The following is a 26,909-nucleotide window of genomic DNA, read 5'->3' as shown; positions in this document are numbered from 1 at the left end:
ATTGAGAATGCAACGTGCAAGTATTTGAATCATTGGATGAGCTTTCCAACGCCGCCGCGGACGCTTTTTGCAAAGCTGCGAAAGAGGCAATCGAGCAGCGTGGTGTGTTCCGCGTGACGTTGTCCGGTGGCTCGACGCCCAAGCGGCTGTACGAATTGCTGGCGACGAAAGAGTTGCCGTGGCAAAACATTGAGTTTTACTGGGGCGACGAACGCAACGTCACGGAAGACAACTTGGACAGCAACTACCGGATGGTTCGCGAAGCGTTGCTGTCGCATTTGCCAGCCGATTCACTGCATGCGTTTCCGGTGCCAGTCGATCCGGACAATCCTGCCGCGACGGCGGAAGCCTACGAGAAGACTTTGCGGGAAACGTTTGCGGGTTCTGATGTCCCGACGTGGGATTTGGCTTTATTAGGAATGGGCGATGACGCGCACACGGCGTCGTTGTTCCCGGAGACGAAAGCCATCGAGCAGAACGATCGTTGGTTCGTGGAGAACTGGGTGCCTAAGATGAAAACCTATCGCTACACGCTGACCGCGCCCGCGATCAATTCCGCTCGGCAGCGTTGGTTCTTGATCGGTGGATCAAACAAGCGTCAGGCACTCGCCAGTGTTCGCAGTTCCGCCAGTGATTTACCCGCCGCGCTGTTCCCGTCGCGATTGATCGAGTCGCCGACTTGGTTTGTGACGCGCGATGCCGTCGCGACTGCTTAGTAGCGAGTGAACAACAAGTGACGATGTTAGCGGTGTGGCGCAAGCCGCCCGGTGAAGAACCGGAGGGCTCGCGCCCTTCCGCTACGTCACTTGTTGTTCACGTGGTCCTTAGAACAGGTTCATGATCGCGTTGATGCACCAGACGAAGATCATCACCATCAGTCCCAGCAGGATGATCAGGGCGATCACGATGGCCATCAAAATGGGCCAAACGCTTCCGCGGTGCTTGTCTTCGACGTAGTACTCTCGCAATAGAAGCAGATTGCGATGGTTGGCTTTGTAGAACAAGTCGAAGATGTTGCCCAAGACAGGGATGGTGCCAACCAATGCGTCCAGACCCACGTTGCCCAGCATTCTCAGCACGAGTCTTGGGCTCGCTCCATTTCTTGCCATCGTCGCGATCAGGATTCCGGACAACCCCATGCTGATCGCATCACCAGCACCGGGGACCAATCCGAGAATGAAGTCCAACCCAAAGCGGACTTTGGTGCCGGGGATACGAAATCGCGTGTCCAGCAAGCGGCTGTAGCGATCGACCCACCGCAGCGATGGATGACCAAGCTGCAGTTCGGTCAGGACGGCCGATTCACCAGTGAGTGTCGCTTCACCGTCGCGTGCCGATTTACCTCTGAGTCGTTTGGAAGCAGATTTCATGAGCGTGAATGGTCCCGGGATGATGCGATCGTTTGTGCGTCTGTCTTCAGAAGCCTCGTTGCAGTCCGGGGGTGATGTCCAGATCAAGCGATGCGAATTGTTCGGCTTCGAACTTCTTCCAGGCGATCGCACCCATGACAGCATTGTCAGTGCATAGGTGCGGTGGAGCGATCCAAAGCTCGAAGCCGTCTTTGTCGGCGGCGGCTTGCAGGTCACGTCGCAAACGCTGGTTGGCTGCCACGCCGCCTCCGACGATCAGCCGATTGATTGAGTTCTGAGGATCGTTGTTGCGATTTCTGTGCCGCTTGATCGCTCGACGGCATTTGGATACCAAGACATCGACAACAGCGGCCTCAAACGAGGCGCAGACGTCCCGTTTGACTTGGTCGGAAATGTCCAGCGACGCAAAGTCTTGGCGGCCCGGGCCGACGATGGCGTACCGAACCGCCGTCTTCAAACCGCTGAAGGAAAAATCATCGCCTGGATCGTGAATCATCGAGCGAGGGAAAGAGTATGCCTTGTCGTTTCCTTGCGAGGCGAGCTTTGCGACTTCGATTCCGCCGGGAAAGGGTAGGGACAACATCGCTGCCACTTTGTCGAATGCTTCGCCAGCGGCATCGTCGATTGTTCCGCCGAGATACTCCAGGTCGATCGCGGTGCGACAAACATACAGGCTGGTGTGACCGCCGGATACGATCAGGCCAATCGCCGGATAGATGTTCGCCGGGGCCCCTTCAATCAATTGACACGCATACAAGTGAGCGTGCAAATGATTGAGCGAGATCAGTGGTTTGTTCCATGCCAAGGCGAGCGTTTTGGCGGCAACGACACCGACCAGCAATGAACCAGCCAAGCCCGGACGATCGGCTACGGCGATCGCGGTGAGGTCTTCGCCACGAACTTTCGCTTGCGTCAGTGCCGTGTCGATCACCGGAAGGATGCGTTCCAGGTGGGCTCGCGCGGCGATCTCGGGGACCACACCGCCGAACTGCTCGTGAAGTGTTTCTTGGGTGGCGATGCATTGGCCAAGGACCGTGCCGTCGCGGCGAATGACCGCCGCGGCAGTTTCATCACAAGTGGATTCAATCGACAGCAGCAATTCAGAAGCGGCCGTCGGCGTCATAGTTGGACTCGCCCGAGCACGTTGTAAGTCGGACCGTGTTTCTCAAGAAAGCTGCCCACCACATGAATTTCGCGAACATTGAATTCGCCAATTTCGTCGTCTTCGAACTTCCGCCATCGATTGATAACGTCTGAGTTAGCACGGCGGGTTCCGCTTCGCGTCCGTCCCACGGTCAAATGGGGACGGTAATCTCTGGGTTCGGGTTTGTAACCCATCGCGGCGAATCGTTTCTCAAGATCAGCGACCAAATTGGTCAGTGTTGACGTGGCATCATCCACCGCGACGGTCAGAACTCGAGGGCGTTCCAAGTCCGGGATCCCGGAGGCACCCTCGAGAACCAATGCAAAGGGTTCTATGTCTTCGCAGGCGGCTTGCAGTGTGTTGCAAACAGCCGGTGTTTCAACGTTGTCGACTTCCCCGAGGAATTTCAGCGTGAGGTGCAAATTCTCGTCGGGAACCCATTTGATTCCGTCTCCTGGGCTTTTGGTTTCCGCCATCCAACGCGATGCTGTGCGGGCGAGATCGGATGGCAACGGAATGGCCAGAAAGGTGCGAATGGTTTTCATGAGCGAAAGTTTAACGAGATGACGTTTTCAGTGCATCGGTTCGAACCACCGAGTTTTGTGCCGCATCGATGGCGTCGAGGTGGGCACCTGCAAACGTTGCTTGCGCCACGGCCAACCATGTCGATCAGCGAATGGCAAAAGCTATCGAGCGGCGTCAAATCAGAAAAGCATCGTCTGCCCGTGTCTGATAACGACACATTGATTCTGCACGATGATACTCCCGAATCATGGTTGGGAACTCCCCGAGGAAGCGTGTTGCTGCTGCACGGGATTTGTGGCTGCCATGCGGCGGATTACATGGTGCGTTTCAAAAGAAGGTTGCTGGCGATCGGCATCCGTGTGTTCCGGTTGGACATGCGAGGATGTGGTGAATCGGTGGCGTATTGTCGTGGCATCACACATGCGGGACGAAGCGAAGACGTATTGGCCGCCATTGAGCGAATTGCCGACTTGACCGGCGAACAGGCTGCCCCGATCGGAGCCGTGGGAACTTCCTTGGGTGGGAACCAATTGTTGCGTGCGGCAGGACGGATCGGGGCTGGTTTGGACGCGAGGCCATCTTACTGGGATCGAATCGGTCCTATTCTGGCGATCGCACCGCCGATTGATTTGCAAGCCTGCAGTGATCGGATGGAATCTTGGTCTTTGCGGTTTTACAACCACTACTTCATCACGCAGTTGCTTCGCCGAGCCAAATCAACGTTGCAGATGAGAGAAGAGCTGGGCAGCCTATTGGACGGCCGGGCTCCAAAGACGCTTCGCGAATTTGATCGCCGGATCACCGCTCCGATGGCGGGATTTCCTTGTGAGCGAACGTATTACGCGGAATCTTCGGCCCATTCGGTCGTGGAGCAAATAGATGTTCCCGCGTTGATTGTCACCGCGGCCGATGACCCATTGGTTCCAGTTGATTCGTTCGTTGCATTACGCGACCGAGTGCACGAATCAACTCGCGTCCTGACCATGCCCACGGGAGGCCACCACGGGTACACCCAGTCCGACGGTACGGCATGGACCGACGAGTTGGTTGCCAAACTGTACGACTCGGCGTGGTAGCATTGATCGTTCACCCCTTGATCTGATGTCTCAATCTGGCGAGTGAACGAGTCGTGCTGAAGAAGTCCAACAACGCGTTTGCTCTTGGTCGCAGTTGGTGGGTTGTGCCTGTGGTTGTGATGACGGCACAGCTACTGCTGTACTTTGTGCTTGAGGCGACAACCGGTTTCGATGGCGATTCCGCAGCCGATTGGTGGCTGTTCATTTCGTTGTTTGTGATGTTGCCGACAATGGCCGCCATTTTGCTCTCGCCTGGCTCGAGATGGCCTCATTGGTGCGTTGCGAGCGTTTGTATCTGTTGGGGTGTCGTGATCTTTGGTTTCCAGTCGGGATTCGAGATCGGGATGGTCATTCCAGCGATGGTTGTTTGTGCCATTCAGGCTGCCAATTTTCGTTGGTCTGCCACACCTCCGTGGCGAATTCGTCCATCGAAATCTCGCAAGCCCAGCGTCTCGATCCGGTGGCTGTTGGTTTTTACCGCCATCGTCGCGGCGTTGATCACATTGATTCGTGTCTCGGGGCTCAATCGTGAGCTTGTTTCCATCGCGAGTTACACGACCCCTGCGGGCGTCCCCGCGTTGATCGCCAACTACCTCGTGATGATGAAATCACGATGGAAGAGGCTGGGTATGTTATTTGGCGTCTTTCTTGCCGGTGCATTCCTGCACAGTCAGTCACAGGCGGGGTGGACGCTGGCAGATGACGTTTGGCGTCAGCTTGTCGGCCAGCATCATTCGAACCGGTTTGCTTCTCAGATCCTGTTCGTTGCTCCTAGCGCGTCCCTAGTAACGGTCACGTTGATGCAGCTCGCCTTGAAGCGGTTTAGCAACGGCAGGCAACGGAAGTGGCCTTCAAAACAGCCAGCCAACGCGACGCTGTCGGGATAAACGTCAGCGTTTCTTTTGGGCTTCCCGCAACGGCCGACTGAGCGTTTGCTCGCATCAGTTAATGCCTTCGAAGGCGGCTTTGAGCAGATCGATTTGTTCCAATTTGTGAGCCGCCATTGAACCGGTGCTGGGGCTGGCCGATTCCGCACGAGTTGCTTTGGTGAACCGGAAGCGCTTATTGAGTTCGTCGCCGATCTTGAGTTTCAAGTACGGCCACGCGCCCATGTTTTCGGGCTCTTCTTGGACCCAACGGATTTCGGATCCTTCGGCGAGACCCTCAAAGGCGGCGAAGATTTCATCGGGCGACAGCGGGTAGAGTTGTTCCAAACGCATGATCGGAACGTCTTCGATATTTCGATCGGTGCGTTCTTGCAGCAGGTCGTAATAAACTTTCCCGGTACACAGAACCAATCGCTTAGCGCCTTCAAGTGGGACTTTGCGATCGGGCAAAATCTTTCGGAAACTGCCTTCTGCGACGACATCCAGTGGGCTGGTGACTTCCGCGTGTCGTAGCAGACTTTTGGGTGTCAGCACGATCAGAGGCTTACGCCATTTGCGAATGACCTGTCGGCGAAGCAGGTGGAAGTATTGGGCTGGTGTAGTCGGCTGGCAGATTTGGATGTTGTCTTCGGCCGCCATTGCCAGGAAGCGTTCGACTCGAGCGCTGCAGTGTTCGGGGCCTTGGCCTTCGAATCCGTGTGGCAGAAGCATGACCAAGCCGGATAAGCGATTCCACTTGTCTTCGGCACTGGCGATGAACTGGTCCACGATCACCTGAGCGGCGTTCCAGAAGTCACCAAACTGAGCTTCCCACATGCACAGGCCACTGGGGCAGTCCAGCGAGTAGCCATACTCAAACCCGAGCACTCCGGCCTCGCTCAGGGGGCTGTTGTAGAGTTCTAGCCGAGCTTGGTTTTCGTGGAGGTTTTTCAGCGGGCAGTATTCGTTGCCGTCGCGCATGTCGTGCAACACGGCATGGCGGTGGCTGAACGTACCACGCTCGCAATCTTGGCCCGTCAATCGGATCGGGTGACCCGCGTCGAGCAACGATGCAAATGCGGCGGCTTCCGCGGTGGCCCAGTCCAATGGACGTTCGCCGCTGGCCATTTCACGACGCTGTTGCATCGGTCGTTTGAGCTTTTTGTGCGGCGAGAATCCTTCGGGCAGACGGGTCAGTGAGTCAATCAACTCGCTCAGTCGCGTGGCCGGAATGGTCGTGTCGACTTCATCGGCAGGTTCAGGCCCGCCAAAGTACTCCATCCAGTTCGCGGCGAGCGTTTGCGTGTCGGGAACAAACGACTCGTGCTTGCTCGCTTCGAATTCGCTCTCGAGCTTTTCAGTCCGGTCACGACTGATCTCGTCGGCTTCTGCCTCGGTGATTTTCCCGAGTTTTAGCAGGCGATTGAGATACTGTTGTCGCACACCTGGACGACGATCGATTTCAGCGTACATCTGAGGTTGGGTGAAACGAGGTTCGTCACCTTCGTTATGTCCCCAACGGCGATAGGCGTACAAATCGATAACAACGTCACGGTGGAATTCTTTACGGAAATCCATCGCCAACGAGACGACCTGAGCGACCGCTTCGGGGTCTTCGCCGTTGACGTGGAAAATCGGGATTTGCAGCATTTTCGCGATGTCGGTCGCGTACGTCGTGCTACGGCCTTCGTCCGGTTCGGTGGTGAATCCGACTTGGTTGTTGATCACGACGTGCAGGGTGCCGCCGGTGCGGTAACCTTTCAGTTCGCTGAGGTTGAGTGTTTCTTGAACCACGCCTTCACCAGCAAAAGCGGCGTCGCCGTGAATCAAAATCGTCATCACATCTTGGCGATCCACGTCGCCACGGTTGTCTTGTTTGCAGCGTGTGCGTCCTAGAGCGACCGTGTTGACGTACTCAAGGTGGCTGGGGTTGAAGCACAGCGAGATATGCAATCGGTCACCGGACGCGGTTTTCCAATCGCTGCTGTATCCCAGGTGATAACGTACATCGCCACCACCGCGGCTGAGTTCAGGAGTTGGGTCATCGAACGACCAAAAGATATTCATCGCCCGCTTCTTGAGGATGTTCGCCATCACGTTGAGGCGTCCACGGTGTGCCATTGCCATGACAACCTCTTTGACTTGATGCTGGCCCGCTTTTTCAAGCGCCAGGTCAATCAGAGGAATCAGGCTTTCGGCACCTTCCAGCGAGAATGTCTTTGCACCGACGAATTTCCGGCGAACAAATTCTTCGAAGATCGTCGCGTCGGCCAGTCGCGTGTAAATCCGCCGTTGGACTTCGTGCGACAGGTCCAACCGGTTTTCCGTCGTTTCCATCCGACGCTGCAGCCAATCGCGAATGTTGCGATTGTCGATGTGCATGAACTGCGCACCGATACTGCGACAGTAAGTGGATTGCAGTTTGTTCAGAATGACGTCAAGCGTGCTGCCCGAAACGTTTTCGAGAATGCTGCTATCAAAAGGACGGGCCAGGTCTTGCTTGCTCAGTCCATGGCTTCGCGGCGACAGTTCCGGGCAGGTGTGTTCGAACAACCCCAATGGGTCCAGGGTGGCGACCAAGTGACCGCGGACGCGATATTCCCGAACCAATTGGTCCACGCGATCTTGGATGCGAGCCAGCCACAGGGCTTGGTCGACATTTTGATCGCCGGTGGAGCCAGGACGCTCCGACGTGTCTTCGGCGCTGCCGGGTTGGCCGGATGCAAACGCGGGCGCAACGACGGAGCGTGCGCCCGAGGTTTTCCCATTGGCGGATGCATCACCTTGCGAAGCCGTTTGGCTGGCGGCAGGTGCAGCGTTGGTCCGCGCACCAGCCCCGACCAGGAACTGCTCGAAGTATTGACGCCAGGTTTCCGAAACGCTCGACGGATCACGTACATATTGCACGTACAAATCGTCGATGTAGTCCAACGAATAGCTATTCATGAGTCCCGCAACGAACCGCCGTCGCCAAGCGGATCGCAAAGGAGGAAGGAAACGTGGAAGGTGGGAGATAACGTCAAAAGCACGCTTCCAATCGGGGTGCTGATGCCGCGCCTGAGTCTACTGTACGGAACCAATCCCGGGGTGGGTAGGACGACCGGGTGAACTTTTCGCCGGTTATCGGTACGTTTGACGAGACGATGAGGTTTTGGGAACGTTTTTCCCGCCCGCTTGTCTTTGTTTGCACCACTTTCAGTTTTAGAAATTTACTCAGAATGGCCGTTTTAATTCAGCTCCGAGACGCCGAGAAACGGTTCGGCGACCAAGTCTTGCTCAACGGCGCCAACGTCTCTTTGGTTGATGACGTGAAGGTGGGCTTCGTAGGACGAAACGGGGCAGGTAAATCGACGCTGTTGCGAATCCTGTTGGGCGAAGAAGAAGTCGAAAAGGGTGAGGTGATTCACCACCCCAATCTGAGGATCGGTTATCTGCGTCAGCATGATCCGTTTCATGAAGGCGAATCGGCTCTCGATTTTCTGATGCGAGACAGCGGCGAACCGGATTGGCGTTGCGGTCAGGTTGCTGGCCAATTTGAGCTGAAAGGCGACTATCTAGAGGGGCCGGTGAAAGCCCTTTCGGGCGGTTGGCAGACTCGCGTGAAGTTGGCGGCACTGCTGCTTCATGATCCCAACCTGCTGATGTTGGACGAACCTACCAACTTCTTGGATTTGCGAACTCAGATCCTGCTGGAACACTTTCTGCGTGATTTTGGCAAAGCCGCCCTGATCGTCAGCCACGACCGGGCTTTTCTGAAAGCAACTTGCAGCCAGACATTGGAGCTTTCGCGTGGACAGCTGACGATGTTCCCCGGCAAGATTCAGGAATTCCTCGAATATCGCGAGGAGCGACGCGAGCACGAAAAGCGTGTGAATGCGACGGTGGTGGCGAAGCAAAAGCAACTGCAGCGATTTATCGACAAGAACCGAGCCAATGCTTCCACGGCCAGCCAAGCCCGGAGCAAGGCAAAGCAACTCGAGCGATTGCAGACCACTGAAATCGTGGGTGACGAACCAACCGTCAACATTCGCGCGCCCCGCGTTCAGCCTCGACAAGGAACCGCCGTCCGATGCGAAGGGCTGGCGATTGGATATCCAGGACACGTCGTCGCCGAAGATATCTCACTCGAAATCGAGCACGGTCAGCGTGCGGCGATCGTTGGAGACAACGGTCAGGGCAAGACAACGATGCTGCGGACTCTGGTCCACTCTCTCGAACCCATCGAAGGTTCCATGAAATGGGGCCATGGGATCGAGATCGGAACGTATGCCCAGCACGTGTACACGACTTTGGACGAGCGGCAAACGATCCTCGAACATCTCGAGTACGCGTCCGATCCAGAAACCACTCGCCAAGATGTACTGGCGATGGCCGGTGCATTGTTGTTCCGCGATGAGCACATTCAAAAGAAGATCAAGGTGCTTTCCGGGGGCGAACGGGCACGCGTTTGTATGGCGAGCCTTTTGCTAGGGACCGCGAACGTGTTGGTGCTTGACGAACCAGGTAACCACTTGGACGTCGAAACGGTGGAGGCTCTTGCGGACGCGCTGAAGCTTTACAAAGGCACGGTGATCTTCACCAGTCACGATCGTCACTTCATGGCCGAAGTGGCAACCAACGTGATCGAGGTTAGAGACCGCCGTGTTCGCAACTATTTCGGAAGCTATGAGACTTACTGCGAAGCCGTCGAGAAAGAGATCGACGAGGGTGAGCGAGTCCGCAATGCAAATGCAAAAGCGTCCGGCACGGCTCCTAAAACGGGGGCAGCAAAAGGCAGCGGCGATTCAAGACAAGACCAGAAAGATCAACGCAAGCGTGAGAAAGAAGTCAAAAATCTCGAGCGGAAAATTGCCAAGCTGGACGACGAGAAAAAAGATCTGAACAAGAAACTATTGACGGAAACAGATCCGGGCGAAGCCGTTCGCTTGCACGATCAGATGAAAGAGATCGAATCGGAATTGAGCGAAGCCGAAGAGCGTTGGATGGAGCTGAGTGCTGATCAGTGGGAATGATGGATTGTTGATCTTGCGAGGCTTGCTAGCCCACGAAATCAGCCAGTTTGAATCAGTCGCCGATGGCCGGTTCAATCAACAGCAGTTCTTGCTGAGGCATCGAGACGGTGATGCTCTGCTGGATTCCGCTTGGCCACCGCACTTCCAAGGTCACCTCTGAATCAATTTCCGGAATGGCAAACGAAAGGATCGGTTCATTCGAACTTTGATAGCCCGATCCGGCCGTTCGCTGCCGCATTTGGACGCCGCTGCTGGTTGTTGCCAATACAGTTGTTCCGATGGCATCTCGTTCGGATTGAACGCCGACGACACGCACTGACAATGAATTGGTCGCACGAGGTGTTTGGTTGATCAACAGCGCGGTGGGGCGGAACAGGTCGGTGACCACCAAGTCCGTTTGCCGATCTCGGTTGGCATCCAGCGTCGCCATCGCCCGTCCCATTCTTGGTTCTTCAAAGTAGGGACCAATGGCCGAGTCGCGAACCCACTGCCATTTGTTTTCACTGTCGATAGCGTACAGCTGGGCGGGCATCTCGTACTCAAGGTCTTTGTGCTTGAATTCATCAATGTGACCATTGGCAACAACCAGTTCATCGATCGCGTCGCCGTCTAGATCGAGGAACTGTGTTCCAAATCCCAGCATGTCACGGCTGGGTGCAGCCAAGCGGACCGAATCCGTTGTGTCTTGGAACAAACCCGCTCGAACTTGTTCATAAAACGTGTTCGATTCATCAGTGAAGTGGGTGACAAACAGATCCAGGTCGAGGTCGCCATCAGCGTCCGTTACCGCGATTCCCATGGACGCTTCGGCAGCAGACTGATGATTGAACGCGACGCCTCGAATGGTGGCTTGTTCGTTGAGCGATTTGGTGGCGTTTTCAAAACGCCAAAAATGATTCGCTGTCATGTCGTTTGAAATATAAAGATCCAATCCGTCCATGCCATCGATTTGTCCGACCAATATCCCGAGACCGCGACCGGGGTCACTGCCAGCAAACCATCGATCCGTTTCGTCTTCGAACAGAGACGAAGTCTCGATCACACCTCGGTTCCGATGAACCCGATCACGTTCCGCTGGAAGTGTGATCGGTTGGCACGATCGATATTTCTTGATGATCTCGTCAAGGCAACGTTGTTCGTACGGAGTTGGGCCCCCGCAGTAGTTGATTTCGATCAGATCAGACAAGCCGTCTTGGTCAATGTCGGCCATTGCAACGGATGACGTCCAAGTGTTACGTGGGTTGGTCCCGATCGCGGTTTTCGCTGTTCCGTTCGCCGACATCGCGTCTTCAGGATGTTCGAACATCCACTCAGTCACGTTGGTGAAGGTTCCGTCTCCGTTGTTTCGATACAGCGTGTTGATTCCGATGTTCGCGATCAAACAATCAGGGAACCCATCCGCGTTGAAATCGCCGATGCCAACGCCCTGAGTGAACCCTGAATCGGCCAGTCCGCTGGCATCGGAGACATCAACAAATTGACCCGCTAGGTTTCGAGCGGTGGTGTTGGGTTGGTTGTCGCGAGATCCAGGTTCGCCACCGTCCTTCCCGCCTGACGCGGTCAGATGGAGATCGGGCCAACCATCCAGGTCGAGATCTAGCACACCGGCACCACCGAGCCCTGATTGCCAGAGCCACAAGCCATCTTCGGTTCGCGGTCGTGGCAGACCAACCGTGTGGATCAAGCCGCGGGCGGCTGCCTCATCGATCAACCGATATCCGCGATCGTTGATGGCTCGAGTCGGTGGCGGACGTTTGGGGGCACCCGACGCGAGTTTGCTCGTGTCGTTGGTATCAGAGGAGCGATGGAACCATCCACGGGTGGCAGCCGCCATCATCTGCTTTCGCGTTTCGGATTTGGGCGGTAACCACTGCGAATCGAACGTTTGCCATGGCGTCTTGCCCGTGAGCTTGCCTCGAGCGTTCGCGAATTTTTCTTTGAGATTGTCGGCGGGGTCTTGCGACAACGTGAAGGACGCTCGCAACCAAACCACGGCTTCCCAATGCCGTCCGAGTTGCTGGAGTTTCTCAGCCACAACGACTGCGAGTCTTTGAGAATTGCGACGCCAACTGAGGAAACCATCGATGGCATCTCGAAGCTCGTTGACGTGTCCGGCTCTGACGGCCGCTCTTTGGCTCAATTCGAGATCGCCCGATGCTGCCAATGCGGTGGTGAGTTTGGTTAAAGCCTCGTGATGATTTGGGTCCAGCCGAACCGCTTCGGCGAACGACGCTACCGCGAGCGAAGTGTCTCCGTTTTGGTCGGCCCAAACGCCGCGGGCGATCCAAACCTGGGGGTGCGATTCGTATTCGTCCGCGAAATCCCGATTTGTAATTCGCTCGAGGGTCTCGATGTCATTTTCCTCGACCGCCGCGCGGGTCAGGAACGCCCAAGCTGGAACGAAATCGGGATGTCGATCGACTACCGGTTTCAGTTGTTCGAGGACCTCTGACCAGCGATGGTTGTAAGCGTCAAACCGAGTCATCGCGTATTGGGGCCGCAAGTCAGAAGGATTGAGCTTCAACGCTTGCTTGCACATCTGTTCGTCGGCTTGCGGACGCGAAGAATCGCTGGCGATCACCAGTTCGGAGATGCCCGCTTGTCCTCTCTGGATGAGATACCGCAAGTGGACAACCGCGTCACGTTCCAAAGCTTGGCTGATCATCAATCCAATCAATGAAACCCGCCGACCGGCGTCGTCAGGGTGCAATCGAACGCATCGCTTCATCAATTCGATCGTGTCGAATGTTCGTCCTTGAGCCATGTAGGCATGTCCGGTCTTCTCGAATAAGTCGGCTGATGGTGCATCTGCCGACCCGATGGCCATATCGAACATTTCAATGGCGTCTTTGCTTGACCCCAAAGTGTTGAACGCATCCCCAAGTGTCTCGTAGGATTCGGCGTCTCCATCTGACGTAAGCATCATCTGACGTGATATGGAACGCAGTGTTGGGAGGTCGCGTTTGGCGATGGCACCGACGACTCGGCGACGAAAGCGTTCTGCATCCACTTCGCTGTCGACTGCCTCGCCGTCAGCGGAGAGTTGGTCGGGCGTTGCAATTGTCTTGCTGGTCTCGGAGTTTGTAGGCGACCGCGTGTCGCTGCTTTGGGGATTGGGGCGGCAACCGGCCGACCAGAGAAGCACGAGGACGAATAGAAGGCTGCCACCGGATTTCATGAGGGCGTCGAAGAAAGCGTTGCGAAATGTTCTTGAATGAAACTACAGCAGAACCGGGTGCGGAGGTTCAAATCAAAGGTCGAAACGAAAAAAAACGGGCCCCGAATGAAATTCGGAGCCCGTTCGCAGTTTTCGTTAGGAATGAACCAGAGCGGATTGACCCACTCAGTCGACGGATCCTAGAGGTCGTCGATGTTGACGACTTCTTTCATACCGCGTGTGCTGAGTGCACCCCACAAGCCGTAGGGGCTGGCAGATCCAGGAGCACGGTTGCCGGTCTGGCCCCGCATCACAACACCATTGTGAATGTTGCCCGAGTCGATTGAATCAGTGACAAACTTCACCGCACCGTCACCCATCAGCACATGCACGCCACCTTGGTGACGGCTACTTGGTGGGCAAGCACCGGTATCGAAGTCACCAGCACCGCCGAAGCAGATCTCAGCATTGGGTGGCAGGATGCAGTTGAATCCCGTGTAGATAATTGGAGTATCCATCCAGCGGAAACCACGTTTCCAGTCGGCGTTTCCGGTACGAAGGCCATTGCTGCCCGTTCCAGCTGCATCGGGATCCCAGAACTGTGGACGAGCAGGGTCGATCCAACCAGCTTGGTCGCGGCAGTGAGCCGGGTTATTGTGGATCGTTCCCCAGCCAACACCGTAACGAGCATTGGTCGTGATCGCATTGTCACCCAAGTCGGTGGCGATCTCCCCGCAGGCGATCGTGTTGGACAAACCGTCCAACACGTCACGGAACTTCAATTGACGACGGTGGTAGAAGAAGCCACGGTTTGTCGCGTTTGCGCTTTGACCATTGTTTGGAGTCAGCACCCATTGGCCATTGTTGTGACGCATGTAACCGTGGTTGACCCAGTCAGTGCTGTCGCCGATGCAAGCGGCGTAGTTGGTACGCCCGTGCGCTGGTGCACCACGACCAGGATCGCTTGGGCAACGGAACGTTCCCACTTCAGTGAACCAAGGACGGTAAGCACCGCCCCAAGGAGCGGGACCCATCGGCGGGAAGCCTGGGTCAATCGCGTTGCCGTTCATGTCCAAGTTGTATGGGTTGCTGATTTGCTCCCACAAACCTTGTTGCTCAACGAATGGAAGCAACGCGGGAAGCCAACTCAGACGGAAGCGGTTGGTCGTTCGGCCTGGACCTGATCCGCCCCAGTCACCGTCGACGTAGGTGCCGCCTGCTTGCTGTGGCAAAGCGTTGTAGGCCGAGTGGTAGTTGTGGATGCCCAATCCAATTTGCTTGAAGTTATTGCTGCATTGCATCCGGCGGGCTGCTTCGCGGGCAGCTTGGACGGCGGGCAACAACAGCCCAACGAGAACACCAATGATGGCGATAACCACCAGCAGCTCAACGAGCGTAAAGCCGGAAGCTCTTGTTCGATTGCGAACCATTTCGCACTCCTAAGATAGATATCGAGAAGAAGAAAGAGAAACAGGCGTTGGGGTTTGATAACAACGAATGCCAACACCTACATACTGTTACGGACGAAAGGTACGGAAGACTTAAGGGCGTTTGAACCGCGTAATTCGAAGCGCAGTGGTACTGCGGTGGTCGCAGTTGGTTTTTTTGGGGTGTTCGACTGTGCTCCGTTTGGGTTGTGGATCTGCACTGACAGAATGGAATGCGATTTATGAAGCCGTGACGGAAGACATTGAAAATGTGCTTTTTGTCAACGAATACGGCGGTTTCGAGCTGTGGGTCTCTTGCCGGTGGATGCGTCCACTGGGATCTATTTCCATTTCAACTGCGCGAACGCGCATGAAAAAACCCAACATCAAAACAATGTTGGGTTGTGACGAAAATTCTGAAAGAATTTCTTTTGCTTACTCTTGCTGAGCGTCAGTCGCGCTGTCCATCTCTTGTTCGTAAGAGCTGTCGTCGTAGCTGAATTCAGCCGGGGGCTCAATTTGAGTGGTGCTGTCGTCGGGAGCACACCCGACTACCGAAAGTGAACCGGCGAACACGAGCAACGCGAAAAAGGTTTTTGTAGCTTTCATAGATAAACTCAGAGTGGGGGGAATGAATCAACACCATCCAAGCCTAATCGCTGATGAAAGATGCTGGCAAGAGTTAGGTATTCGGAATTGGGGGTGCAAAATGCAACCAATGTATCTGTGGTTGGCTTTCGATGATCAACCCTCGTCGTTCCGTTGCGACGTTGTCAAATGACTGGTGCAATCCACTTGGCCAAACGATATCAATCCGGTGCAAGTGTTGGTTAGTAGGAATGCCGATCGAAATGAGATTCTCGTTTCGACTCATGTAGCCGTCGCCGGTCTGCACTGTGCGCAGGAGTTGGGTGTCATCGAGATGGAAATGCACTCTGGCACCAATGGCATCTCGTTCTGTTTGCGTTCCGATGAGTTTGAGTTGCAACCAACGATGGTCGGAGTTCGTTTGATTTTCGAGCAACGTCAACGGTTCCATCAAATCGCCAACCAAAAGGTCGGTCAGGCCATCTCGGTTCCAGTCCAAGCGAGCGACAGAACGGGCTAAGTGTTCACCAGCAAAATAGCCGGTCGAGTCTTCCGGAGTCGTTGAGCCCCAGCGTTGGTTTTGGTTGACCAGCAACTGCGTCGGCATTTGGAACGAGGGTTTCGTTGGACGACGATCCTCGATGTCGCCGTTGGCAACGACGAGGTCCCAATCACCGTCATTCTCGAAATCAATCGTCTGCGTTCCGAAGCCAAGCATCGTTCGAGAATGCTGGTCCAACCCGGTTGCGAAGACGCCATCTGAATAGAGATGATCAGATTGTTGCAGATAAAGATTGGACAACTCGTCGTCAAAGTTGGTGACATGAAAGTCGAGTGACTGGTTGCCATCGAAGTCGCCTGCCGCAATCCCCATGCTAGCGAGTGGCTGACCAGTTACTCCGTTCGCCACACCGCTGAGGATTCCAATGTCCTGAAATTTTGGGCGAAGTGATTTGTCGGTGTCGTCCTGAAGTCCGCCTGAGGTTCGGTTCCAAAGTTGGTTTTGGGTTTGGTCGTTCGCGACGAACATTTCGTTGTCGCCATCGGCATCGAAGTCACCGACGACCAGTCCCATTCCGCGATGTGCATCGGTCGAGGAAGCAGCGAGTTCTCGAATTGGTTGACCTTCAAACGATCCGGCTGGATGACTTAAGAACACTCGGTCTTCCGCCGCGGAGAACTGCATTGGGCCGGGAAGGCGGATGGGATGGCCATTGGAATCGAACTGAATTGAATCAAAGATTCGTTTGTCATCGACATAGTTGATTTCGATGATGTCAGGTAGTGAATCACCCGTCACGTCAGCGATCGCCAAACCCGTCGTGTAACGTCCATCCTCCCAGCTACTGTCGACACTGACGGATCGAAATGTACCGTCGCCTTGATTGAGGAAGAGGCTGTTGCGACGCATGTTGCCGACTACCAGATCCTCGAATCCGTCTTGGTTGATATCGCCGGTCGTCAACGCCATGGAGTAACCGCGATCATCCACTTCCGCGAAAGCGGTGACATCGATGAATGAATCGCCGAGATGACGAGCTAAGTAGTTGGGAGACATTCCAGGTTCAATCGCATCACCATCACCTTGCGCCGCGTAGACGTCGGTGTTTCCATCAAGGTCGTAGTCGAAGCATGCCAGACCCGATCCAAGCGGTTGGTGCAAAAGGAAGTGTTTCTCGACAGGTGGTGACGCGTTGCGATATTGAAAAATCAAGCCAACTCGAGAGGCGATGCTTTCGAAGTGAGGTTGAATCGATTGTTGCGAAGGCTGGGTTTCTTGTTCGGCAATTCGATTCGGTTCGATCGCCAATTCGCGAGATGCGACCAGCGAATCCCAGTCGGTTTCGGATGGATTGGCGAGAGGCAATCCGATGCGTTGTGCGAGTTGCGTCTCCGAATAGTTGAGAGACTGTTTGAGATGTTTCAACGAAGCGAGATGTTGATCCACCCGAGCTTGCTGCGGCGTGGTGTAGGCGATGGCATTGAATTGCCAGGCCAAAGATTGAAACGGCAAACCAATTCGTTGCAGTTGCTGGGACAAGATTTGGCATGATCGACCCACGTTGCCTTGTCTGTTCACGGTGGAAGCTGCCAGTTCAGAAAGATCCTTTGCTAGTTGAGCCCGTTCATTCACTCGTGATGCCACTTGATTGGAACCATCGCTTTGAAGAGCTGTGGCGAGTCGTCGGAGCGCTGTTTGGTGAAGAGGTTCGAGCTCAACCGCTTTCTGAAACGCTTGGATGGCATTATCCAAATCGCGATTGGTTTGGTGCCAGATGCCCACTCCAATCCAGTAGTCGGGAAATGCTTGGCATTGTTTGGGTGCATCTGCCAAGGCAATGGCCACTTCGTCCAATCGGCCCATCTCGGCCAAAATTCTAGTTCGCAGCGTCAGCAGCGCCGGAACGCGAGCGATGAAACTGGGTGAGTCTTCCAGAGTCCCAAGTGCACGTTGGAATTGGTTTTCATCCAAGTGTTCATAAGCCATCGCGAGTGCTTTTTGACTCGGCTTGGCTCTGGATTGTTGGCTGTCGTGAATCTGTTGCCCTGGATTCACCAAGCACAGCAATTCGACCGTCGTCATGGGGGAAAGTTGCATCAGACGACGAAGGTGTTCGTTCGCTTCGAATCGATGCCCGATTTCGTTTTGCAGTGCCGCGATTGATCGCAACGACATGACGTCGGCGGGGTCGGCTTTCAATAGTCTTTGATAATGTTTGATGGCAGCGTGGTAGTTACCAGTTTCGGCTGACCACGCCGCCGAATTGGAAAGCAACGTTCGTTCATGTTCAGGCAAACGTGCTGCGAATTCGTCCAGCAACGCGATTGCGGATTCCATGTTACCGAGCGATCGTTCGGTTTGAGCTGTCAGCGCGATCACATCCAGTTGATCGGGGTCTTTCAGCAGCAGTGAATGAAGTTCTCGCAAGGCCTCGGGTGATTTTCCCAATGCAAGAAGTTGCTGAGCATGTTGCAGCGAAGGTTGCGAATCGGCGGCTGAATGGATGTCTTCTGAGACTTCGGCATTCGCTTCCGAATCAGTGGTCGCTGCGGTTGGACGCGACCGCTCGGTTGGCCGTTGGTCGGGAAGATCTGTCTTGTTGCAACCAGAGATTCCGAGCAGCAGGAGGGCTGCGATGCTAGCAGAGACGAAGGCGACCGATTCGTTCCGGTGGGGCATGGATCATCACTGCTGATATGAAATCGTTGTGGTGGATTCCATTCAGTGTAGCCGACCAGCCTTTACAATCCGGTGTGTTAAAATCGCAACTGACCGCCGAAGCTCAACCCGTGAGCCACATAATCATTTTGGATGAATCGAAATTCGGGCCGGGAAGGAGACGTCACGATCCCCGGTGGAGCTAGCAGGTCCGGATCCACATCGCGATCAATTTGGTCGCCTGGTCGTACGACGTTGGGTAGGTACAGCAATGAGTATCCAACGGTCGCGTCTAAGCAACTCGTCAAGTGAACGCCGAGGGTGAATCCGATTTCGGGAACCATCGTGAACTCGTCGCGACTGAAGGTTCCTGAGTTATCGCGTTGGGCGTAAAGTCCACCGGCGTAGTTGTCTGTCACACCCGACTCAGTGATCGACGTGTTCCCGTTGATTGAAACAGTTTGCTTGGTGGAGCCGACCGCAACTCGCAAGAGACTCTCGAGCCAGATCCGTTTCAAATTGGCTTGGTAGACCACTCCCAATTGCAATCCGTCAAATTCGTTGCTGGTCCGAAACGCTTCGTTCAAAACGATCGTTCCCGGGGCTGCGGTCAGTTGCGATTCCAGTGTTTCGGAAAACGTCAGGGCTTCATCCAGTTCGATACGCCGATACCCGACCAGCCAATCGACGCGATCGGTATTGCGGCAAGTCACGCAGTTGCCGCCGCAAGTAGGGCAAAGCGCAACGCGGCCATTGACTAAGTAAGAATTGAGTTTGGAGCTGGCACCGATCGACAAATTGCCATCGACCACGGTGGGGTAGTTGATCAGCTGAGCTGTCTCGATGTCGGTGTCAGTTCGGTAGAATGGACGAGCCAGGATTTGCGTTCCACCATTGCGACTGAATCCGGAATCGTTGGATCCGATTCGAAAGTACTCCCCTTCAATTCCGAACGCCGAGGCAGGGGTGACGAAGAAACCACCGCGGAATCGAATTCCGTTGGTGCTCTCGTCATTGATCTCGCCACCGTACAGAGTCGTGGTGGTTGCCAGTCCCAAAACACCAGCATCGCTCTGGGCCGTTCCGTCGGGGCTGGTGGTCACCAATGCCGGCGTCTCTATGCCATCGGCCATCCATCGGATGTAGTCCGTTCGCAACCAAAATCGATCTTGGGTCGCCGCATTGGTTGTGAACAACGTGGGCGGAAAGGATTGATTTGGAAATCCAGCCAAGAAACCTCCGCCTTGCGTTCCGCTGTTGTAGGCCGCGGTGGCGTACGGATCGAGTGCGTTTCCATTGACCGGGACAACCGCATATTGCTGAGCGTGCGCGCTTTGTGTTTCACAAAATAAACTCAACAACAAAATCAATGTTGCGATGAGTGAATTGCAAAACAGGTGGTGGCTGCAGAACCGCGAAAGGTGCGTTGCGATTGGTTGGTTGGTCGGGGCTGGCATTTTTTTTCCGTTCTAGATCGGATTCGCTCAAGATTTTGGCGTGTCCAACCGAACGGATCGTCAATCCACGTCCTTGGCGTCAAGACCAAACGCGGGCCAAGTCGCCATGTGGCTTGGTCGCGACGCGTGAAACCGGTTCGCGTTGATGCGGTGCAGGTTCCATCTGACGAATGCGGGCGGTCAGATGAACGGCGACGTGGATCGAACGTTGAGACGTGGTAAGGCCTCGCTTTGTGCCAAAGCATTGGCTCGAGTGCCAGGTTGGGACCTGGCCTACGGGCGAGCGGCGATACATCGACTCGACCTGGGAACTCGCTCCGGCGACATTCCTTCCAGCTAGCTGTCAGCGCATGAAAAAGCCCGACCTTTTCCCCCCGAAAAAGGCCGGGCTTGACTCACGAAATCGATCCGAGCGTTCCACCGGCTCCCCGTTGCCCGGCATCGATTTGTTGTCGCGAGTTTTCTTCAGTCCTAAGGATCAGCGATCCGTCGGACGGTTCTGAATGCCTGGCGTTTGCATGAACGATGCCAGGAAGCTGCGTTTGCTGTTGTCGACGACCGTGAAGTCGGTCAACGGAACAACGGTCGGGTTGGTACCACCGACATCAATGTCGTCGATGCTTTCACCGTTGCCCAAAGCTCCTTCTGCGGAGCTCGGGAATTCAGGTCCGTCGCTCGTGCCGCTTGGCAATGACAATCGAGTCACTTGGTATTTGCCCGGCAACAAGTCTTCGAACAGGTACTCGCCATTGGCGTCGGTGGTCACGGTCACAGGAGTGAACGTGCTTCCGTCTGACAACGTTCCGGTCAGTTGCAGCTGGACACCTTCGTAGCCCACTTCACCCGCGTCCCGAACACCATTTCGGTTGGCATCGCGGTAGACATTGCCGGAGATCTCATTGATTGCTTGATCAATGGCTGTGGTTGCCGAAGCCGTGTTGTCAGTGGTGTTGGTTTCCGCCGTGGTGGTGGAGACCGTCACGCTGTTGACCTGGTCAGCCGTCACTCCATCGTTGACAGAAGCAACAATGGTGAACTGGAACGAACTGCCTGATGCAATGGTGCCGCCATTAACGGTGACCGTTTGCCCTGTTGCTGACAAGGCTCCGCTTGGTCCCGTACCGCTAACGAAGGTCAATCCTGCTGGCAGCGTATCGACCGCGGTCACGGCGGCTGCTGGCGAAGGGCCATCGTTGAACACGATCACGGTGTAAGTCAGTTCCGCACCGGTTTGAGCAGTGGTCACGTCAACCGTTTTGGTGACTCGGACGTTGGCTTCAGGAACAACCGTGACCGGGACGGATGCCGAGTTGTTGTCGGTTTGGGTTTCACCAGCGTCCGTTGCAATCGAAACATTGTTCGTGATGGCTCCGGATGCATCATCATCAACCGTCGCGGTGATCGTCAGCGTTCGAGTGGTGCCAGGAGCAAGGTCGAACTCAGGGAAGACAATCACACCGTTGGTGGTGCTGGTCGGAGTCACGGCGGCACCGCCGGAGGTGGCCGAAGCGAATGTTAAACCAGCGGGTAGCGTGTCAGTCACGATCGCACCGGTTGCCGTCGATGGGCTCTCACCGTTGTCAGCTTCGGTTCCATCGTCGTTGGTGTCATGCGAAACGACAATGTTGAACGTCACCGTGTCATCGGGGCCGAACGTTGTGGCACCGCCCTGAACAGTTTTCGCGATTGTCAGGTCGAACTCGGGAGTCACACCCACGGTAACGGTGTCGGTGTTGTTGGTGCTGTCCAATTCGGTCACGCCAGGGACGGCAACGCTCGCGGAGTTGACCAGGTCCGTTGTCACGGTCGGATCCACATCGGCGGTGACCGTGAAGGTCCGTGTCGTGCCAACCGGAATCGAAGCGTATTCGACTTCCAACAAACGAGTCGTGGTGTTGAAGTTGGAGGTCGATGAACCAGCCGCTGTAATCACGACGTTGGACAATCCGGCGGGCAACGTGTCGGTGATCCGAGAGTTGATCGCGTCAGAGATGCTGTCGTCGTCGTGCGAAACCGTGAAGGTGTAGGTGACGGTATCCGCACCCGGAACCACGGTGGTTTCTGCCGCCGTTTTCTCCAAAATCAAGTCGATTCGGGCGTCCGGATCGATGTTGACGGTGGAAGTGTTGTTGTTGGAGTCCGATTCGGGATCGGTCGTGCTGACCGTAGCCGTGTTGGCGATCACATCGAATTCATCCGAGGCGATGCCGACTTCGAATTGGAAAGTCAAGGATTCGCTTGGGTCCAAATCGGGAACTGTAAAGGTCAGTGTTTGACCCGTTTGGACCACGGTCACCCCTGATGTTCCCGCATCAAAGCTGCCGGCGACCAATGACAGTCCATCGTCCAAGATGTCGACGACTTCAACGCCGCGAGCTTCGGATGGTCCAGAGTTGCTGACGACGACCTGATAGGTCACAAAGCCGCCCGCCACCACTTGGAATGGCGAGGTGCTATCGATGATGTCGTCGGCGTCATCGCCATCGGTGCGATCATCGGGGATCCGAGTTTCGATGACTGTCTTCGCGACCGTCACGTCGACTTCGCGGACGACGTCGGTAGTGTCATTGGTTGTGACATCTGGCGCGTTGTCGGCCGTTGCGGTAACCGAGTTGTCCAGTGGCGAATCACCGTCGGCGATGGTTGGATCGACGGTGACAATGATCTCGATGGTTTCGTCTTCACCGGCGGCCAGATCACCCAGCACCATTTGGATTTTGCCGGCGTCAGGACCTGCCGTCACTTCGCTGACCGAACCCGAGCCGTCGGTGAAGCTTGCCGAAACAAACGTCACTCCGGTTGGCAGCGTGTCCAGTGCGGTCACGTTGATTGCGTTGTCGGTGCTGGTGTTGGTGACCGTGATTTGATAGGTCAGTTGGTTGCCCGCCGTGACGGTTGCCAAGTTGTCCGTTTTGGTCACGCTCAAAGTCGCGATGGGAACATCCGCGTTCGCCAGCGAAACGTTATTCAATAGTGGATCGGAGTCATCCGGGTTGGTCGGGTCGTTGTCGACTTCTACCTGGAATCCGCTTACGTGAGCTTCATTCTCAGGGTCTGCAGAAACATCGGTGTCGATGTCGGTGAAGACTCGGTAGGTGACTGATCCAGATGCCGCCAAGGCTCCGACGCTGAACGTTCGGATTTCACGGCCCGCACCACCAACTTCCGTTGTCGTGGTTGTGGCAACAGCCCCACCGCCACTGTCTTCGATTCGATCGAAGGTCAGTCCGTCGGGAATGAAGTCATCCACGCTGACATCGGTTGCATCCAACGGACCCAAGTTTTCGATCACCAAGTCGAAGACCGCGGTACCGCCGGCGATCAAGTTCGATGATGCGGTCACCAATGATTTGGTGATTCGCAAGTCGGTGTTGGGAACCACACCAAAGTCAACGGTTGAGTTGGTGTTGTTGTCGGTTCCGTCCGTGGTGGGTTCGCCGTTGACTTCCAAGGTGATCGCACCGCTGACCAAGCCGATTCCATCGACGTAGGTGCCGTCGTTGTCGTCATTGGCATTCAGGTCGGTGTCCGCGGCGGCGGTGCCACTGCCGGAGTGTCCAAAGAGCGGTTGGCCGGTTGCGAATTCAGATTCAGGAATCACAACAGCGTAGGTGCCGGGGCCAAGTGGATCGCCGCTGGTCAGCGTGGTGAAGGTGTAGGCACCTGAGGTGGCTCCACCGGTGACCGTGGTTGTCGCGATCGGAGTGTCGCCGGCGTCGACCGTATCAGTTGGTCCGCTCAAGGCATAAAGTTCCACCACGATTTCATTACCCGCACCGGGGTTTGGGAAATCGGGCTCGCCGGCATCACGCGTGCCGTTATTTTGGTTGGTTTGGTTGGTTCCGCCGCCATCATCGATGAAGATTTCACCACCCAATTCCATCGGTTGGATGCTGGCCAGGTTCAGAACGTTTTCGTTACTGCTTTGCGATTCCAAAACAGAAACGAACAGGTCCAAACTAGATGCACCCGCACCACCGTTGCTGGTGACTGCATCGACAAAAACTTCGATGGCACCAACGTTACCAAAATCAGCACCGGTGCCGACATCGGAGAACGAACTGAAAGGCACGAACAGTTCTTGAGCAGGACCGCCGATGTTGCTGGGCAAGCTCAGCGTTGCGGTCGAGAAGTTGGCCGCATCGGTGTAGACGCGGACTTCAACTCCGTCGGTCACGACTTGGTCGCTTCGAACAGACAGAACGATTCCGGCGGCTGAATCGGAGTTCGACAAGTCCTCGCCGCCTAGACCGGTCGCATCCAGGGCAAGTCCGCCACCATCAGCATCGACACCGTCGTATTGCACAAGCAGCGTCGCCGTAACGTCGCCACCGTTGCTGAAGACCAATTCGCTGGAACCCGTGACAATCTCAAATTGGCTGTCACCACTCGTTCTCGCAGCGAGAAAAATTTCCACATCTCGTTCGTCACCGATGACATCGCCGCCGGAGGTCAACGCACCACTGCTGCTGGTGGTGGTGCTGCCGGCTACGGTTTCGGTGATTGGTTGTGAGGGTTGATCAATCGAGAACGCATCGATCGTGGCGGCGGTGACCCCGGTGTCATCGGTGATGGTCAACGTGGCGGTATCAGGGAACACCAATCCGCTGAGGTCGGCCCCACCGGGAGCGTCTTCTTGCGTCAGGAAGTAGACACCGGTGGCGGTCACGCCGGTCGCATCGGAACCGTCCAGGTTGGTGAAACGATAGGCACCATCGGCAACCGTGGTGACGGTGCCTTCGACAACGTCGGTTCCGATTTCGAGCGTGCCGTTGGAGTTGGAGTCACGGTACAAAGTGATCAACGCACCTTCGATGGCAGGTTCTCCACCATCCATGGTTCCGTTGCCATCGCTGTCGATGTAGGCGATGCCGCTGATGGCGGCCAAATCGCTCGCCATCAATTCCCGTTTTTGCAGGGATTCCAGTCGAAGACGCCGTTGTCCTCGGCGACCACGACGGCTGGATTTCGCTTGATCAGATTTTTGGGTGCGACGGCTTTGACCGGTCAGACGGTCGATCATGCGTTGGAAGATCATGTCCAATTCCCTGGAAACTGTTGTCTTAGTTGGGGGAGCGTGCGTCTCCGGAGCCCGTCACGCGAAATCATGGGGATGACGCGACCGGCTCGTTGCTGGGTGATGGTTGGATGTTCTCACCGGAGAATGGTTTCATCCTTCACCGCTCCGAATCCCTCGGTTTCGGTGTAATCGGCATGTTTGCTTCATTCGCGTCAGCTGATTCATTGCGAGTCAGCTGAAATTTTCGAATTGTTCCTCCCGGCAACCCATTCAGGATTCCCGGTCAAATCAGCAGGCCTTGCCAAACCTCTCGATGTTTTTCACTACCAGCGATACTCGCCGCCGAAGCTGATGCCTTGGGCCCAGTAGTCGGTGTTGTCGAACTCGAAGGCGGGGTAGTCAGCCAGAACGGGTGTTGCTGGAGTCGTGCCGTTGGGCAGTTGAGCCGTGTCGACGCGGCGGTCGATGTGGTCGCCAGGTCGCACAACGTTGGACCAGTAAAGGAACGTGTATCCGAAGGTGGCTCGAAGTTGTTCAGTGACTTGGTAACCCAGTGTCAGGTCGAGTTGTGGCAGGACAGAGAATTCGTCCCGGCTGTACTCGCCGATGTTGGAATTTTGAGCCAACAAACCACCTTTTTCAGCCGCTCCGCCATCGATCGATGTTTCACCGTCGATCGTGACTCGTTGACGAGTGTTACCAACGCCCAAGCGAATCAGAGCATCGAAGGTCCAGTAACCACGGGTTCGTTTGTACATCCAGCCCAAGTCCAGTCCGTTGAACTGGTTGCGAGTGCGGAAGTCATCAAAGATGTCGTACTGCAACACGGTGGTGTCGGGAGCCGTTGGGATGCTGGCCAGGTTTTCCGTGATTCGAACGCCTTCACGCAGTTCGACTTGCCGGAATCCGACCAGGTATTCAAATCGTTCGCAGGTGTGTTCGGGACAACCGCAGAAGACGCCTTGGCTGCAGCTGGTTTCGCTGCGGCGGAGGTGACGTAGGTTGATTCCCCATCCTCGCAAGCGGCTGTCAACATCGACGGCCACTGTTCCTGCCAATTGGTTTGGGAAAGCGACTTGTTGTTGGTCTTCGACGCTGCCATTGGCCACATTGATGAACGGGCGACCCAAGAATTGTGAGTCAGCACCACTGGCACGATAGCTGTCGGTTTCTTCCCCGATTCCGAAACCTTCGGCTCCGATGCCCCAAGTGTGGCACTTGTCCAACCAAAATCCAAACTTCAGACGCAATCCGTCCATGTTGTCGGTCAAGACATCTTGTCCACCGTATAACACGCGACCCGGATCATTTGGGAAACGTTGCGAAGGAAGCACATCAGTGGACACCAATGGTGGCAACGCCATGCCGTCTTGCCACCACAGCAGGTACTCGGCTGAGAACCAACCATCCTGAGGGAAGCAGAGTGTCATGCAGGGTCGCATCACGTCGCAGTCGTTGTATTCGCCACACATCGGGTCGCCGTTGTGACAAACGCCACCGCCGCAACCAATGCCATCGCATCCGCCGTAGCTGACCGCACCGCAACCACCGTCGCATCCGTGGTCGCCGCAACCGCAGCTTCCCATGGGCATGGAGTCGCAACCGCCGTCCAGCATTGGGTCGTAGATGACCTGGCCGTCCAGTGGCATGGAATGAGTGATCGGGCCTTCTTCAATGATCGGGTTGATCGAAGGCGGCATGGGCGGAGAAGGCAAGGATGACGTGTGGTCCACCAAGCGAACATTCGCCGATTTGGGGCGATTCGCATTGGTCGACTGCGAAGCCGTTTTTTGCGAGAGGTCTCGGACAGGCTGCCACGATGCTCGAGCGTTCTGCTCTATATAGCTCGCGTTGCGAACCGAACCGGATTGGCTCGACCGAGTTGAGTTGGTTTGTGCATGCAAAGGGGCTGCCATCACGGCAAGCGTCCCAAAGACACAAAAGTAAAACAGACGTTTTGACACGGGCGTCACCCATCAATGCTGGAGTCGGGGGGGAGGTGAGGCTCGACCCCGTTGGGCAGACGGACAAGTGCATGTCACGTCGCGCCGTCGGTCGAGAATCACCGGCTCACCACTCGTATCGACCCGGATTGTTGAGATCCTGC

General features: G+C 55.7%; 15 protein-coding genes. 4 read left to right on the top strand and 11 right to left on the bottom strand.

What is annotated here, in order from left to right; genetic code table 11:
• The first annotated feature begins 14 nt into the window (after window positions 1–14).
• Window positions 15–716, top strand: coding sequence for a 6-phosphogluconolactonase (gene pgl / locus RB_RS18575; RefSeq protein WP_011122137.1), 702 nt, complete (start codon window positions 15–17; stop codon window positions 714–716).
• A 108-nt stretch (window positions 717–824) separates the two neighbouring features.
• Here pgl and RB_RS18565 read toward each other — a convergent pair whose 3' ends face one another.
• Genes RB_RS18565 through thpR form a run of 3 tightly spaced genes read right to left on the bottom strand, consistent with a single transcriptional unit; the run spans window position 825 to window position 3,059 of the window.
• On the bottom strand, window positions 825–1,370 hold the full coding sequence (locus RB_RS18565) for a DUF4112 domain-containing protein (RefSeq protein ID WP_007338413.1): 546 nt from the start codon (window positions 1,368–1,370) through the stop codon (window positions 825–827).
• Between the two features lie 46 nt (window positions 1,371–1,416).
• Entirely contained in the window at window positions 1,417–2,493 is a 1,077-nt protein-coding gene (tsaD, locus tag RB_RS18560) for a tRNA (adenosine(37)-N6)-threonylcarbamoyltransferase complex transferase subunit TsaD (protein ID WP_007338414.1), read from the bottom strand.
• Window positions 2,490–3,059, bottom strand: a complete 570-nt coding sequence (thpR, locus tag RB_RS18555; protein WP_007332599.1) for an RNA 2',3'-cyclic phosphodiesterase — start codon at window positions 3,057–3,059, stop codon at window positions 2,490–2,492. The genes tsaD and thpR overlap by 4 nt, the downstream gene beginning before the upstream one ends.
• Window positions 3,060–3,077: 18 nt before the next feature.
• Between thpR and RB_RS18550 the strand changes: the two genes are divergently transcribed.
• Window positions 3,078–4,115 (top strand): YheT family hydrolase, encoded by a 1,038-nt coding sequence (locus RB_RS18550; RefSeq protein WP_011122136.1) that lies wholly within the window; start codon window positions 3,078–3,080, stop codon window positions 4,113–4,115.
• 53 nt (window positions 4,116–4,168) lie between these two features.
• Window positions 4,169–5,002, top strand: coding sequence for a hypothetical protein (locus tag RB_RS18545; protein WP_011122135.1), 834 nt, complete (start codon window positions 4,169–4,171; stop codon window positions 5,000–5,002).
• Between the two features lie 54 nt (window positions 5,003–5,056).
• Here the strand turns inward: RB_RS18545 and RB_RS18540 are convergent, their stop codons facing one another.
• Window positions 5,057–7,927, bottom strand: coding sequence for a 2-oxoglutarate dehydrogenase E1 component (locus RB_RS18540; protein ID WP_007338417.1), 2,871 nt, complete (start codon window positions 7,925–7,927; stop codon window positions 5,057–5,059).
• A gap of 272 nt (window positions 7,928–8,199) precedes the next feature.
• On the opposite strand from RB_RS18540, the gene RB_RS18535 reads away from it, so the two are divergent.
• Complete coding sequence (locus tag RB_RS18535; RefSeq protein ID WP_007332595.1) at window positions 8,200–9,993, top strand: ABC-F family ATP-binding cassette domain-containing protein; 1,794 nt, start codon at window positions 8,200–8,202, stop codon at window positions 9,991–9,993.
• Between the two features lie 52 nt (window positions 9,994–10,045).
• On the opposite strand, the gene RB_RS18530 is transcribed toward RB_RS18535, so the two are convergent.
• The 7 genes from RB_RS18530 to RB_RS18505 all read right to left on the bottom strand — a co-directional run bounded on the left by RB_RS18530 (window position 10,046) and on the right by RB_RS18505 (window position 26,766).
• Window positions 10,046–13,171: an FG-GAP-like repeat-containing protein gene (locus RB_RS18530; protein ID WP_011122132.1), complete on the bottom strand. Its 3,126-nt coding sequence runs from the start codon at window positions 13,169–13,171 to the stop codon at window positions 10,046–10,048.
• Between the two features lie 179 nt (window positions 13,172–13,350).
• On the bottom strand, window positions 13,351–14,580 hold the full coding sequence (locus tag RB_RS18525; protein ID WP_011122130.1) for a DUF1559 domain-containing protein: 1,230 nt from the start codon (window positions 14,578–14,580) through the stop codon (window positions 13,351–13,353).
• A 432-nt stretch (window positions 14,581–15,012) separates the two neighbouring features.
• Entirely contained in the window at window positions 15,013–15,186 is a 174-nt protein-coding gene (locus tag RB_RS27805; RefSeq protein ID WP_007338421.1) for a hypothetical protein, read from the bottom strand.
• A 73-nt stretch (window positions 15,187–15,259) separates the two neighbouring features.
• The gene (locus tag RB_RS18520) at window positions 15,260–18,346 is read right to left on the bottom strand and encodes an FG-GAP-like repeat-containing protein (protein WP_011122128.1); all 3,087 of its coding nucleotides are present in this window, start codon (window positions 18,344–18,346) and stop codon (window positions 15,260–15,262) included.
• A 77-nt stretch (window positions 18,347–18,423) separates the two neighbouring features.
• On the bottom strand, window positions 18,424–19,782 hold the full coding sequence (locus tag RB_RS18515; RefSeq protein ID WP_011122127.1) for a BBP7 family outer membrane beta-barrel protein: 1,359 nt from the start codon (window positions 19,780–19,782) through the stop codon (window positions 18,424–18,426).
• 478 nt (window positions 19,783–20,260) lie between these two features.
• Window positions 20,261–24,820: a beta strand repeat-containing protein gene (locus RB_RS18510; protein WP_007332588.1), complete on the bottom strand. Its 4,560-nt coding sequence runs from the start codon at window positions 24,818–24,820 to the stop codon at window positions 20,261–20,263.
• Window positions 24,821–25,125: 305 nt separating this feature from the next.
• Window positions 25,126–26,766: a BBP7 family outer membrane beta-barrel protein gene (locus RB_RS18505; RefSeq protein WP_007332587.1), complete on the bottom strand. Its 1,641-nt coding sequence runs from the start codon at window positions 26,764–26,766 to the stop codon at window positions 25,126–25,128.
• Window positions 26,767–26,909: the final 143 nt, after the last annotated feature.

Source organism: Rhodopirellula baltica SH 1, from assembly GCF_000196115.1.
GTDB classification, from domain to species: Bacteria; Planctomycetota; Planctomycetia; order Pirellulales; family Pirellulaceae; genus Rhodopirellula; species Rhodopirellula baltica.
Note: the sequence above shows the minus strand (reverse complement) of the source record. Positions and strands in the feature narration are given on the sequence as shown.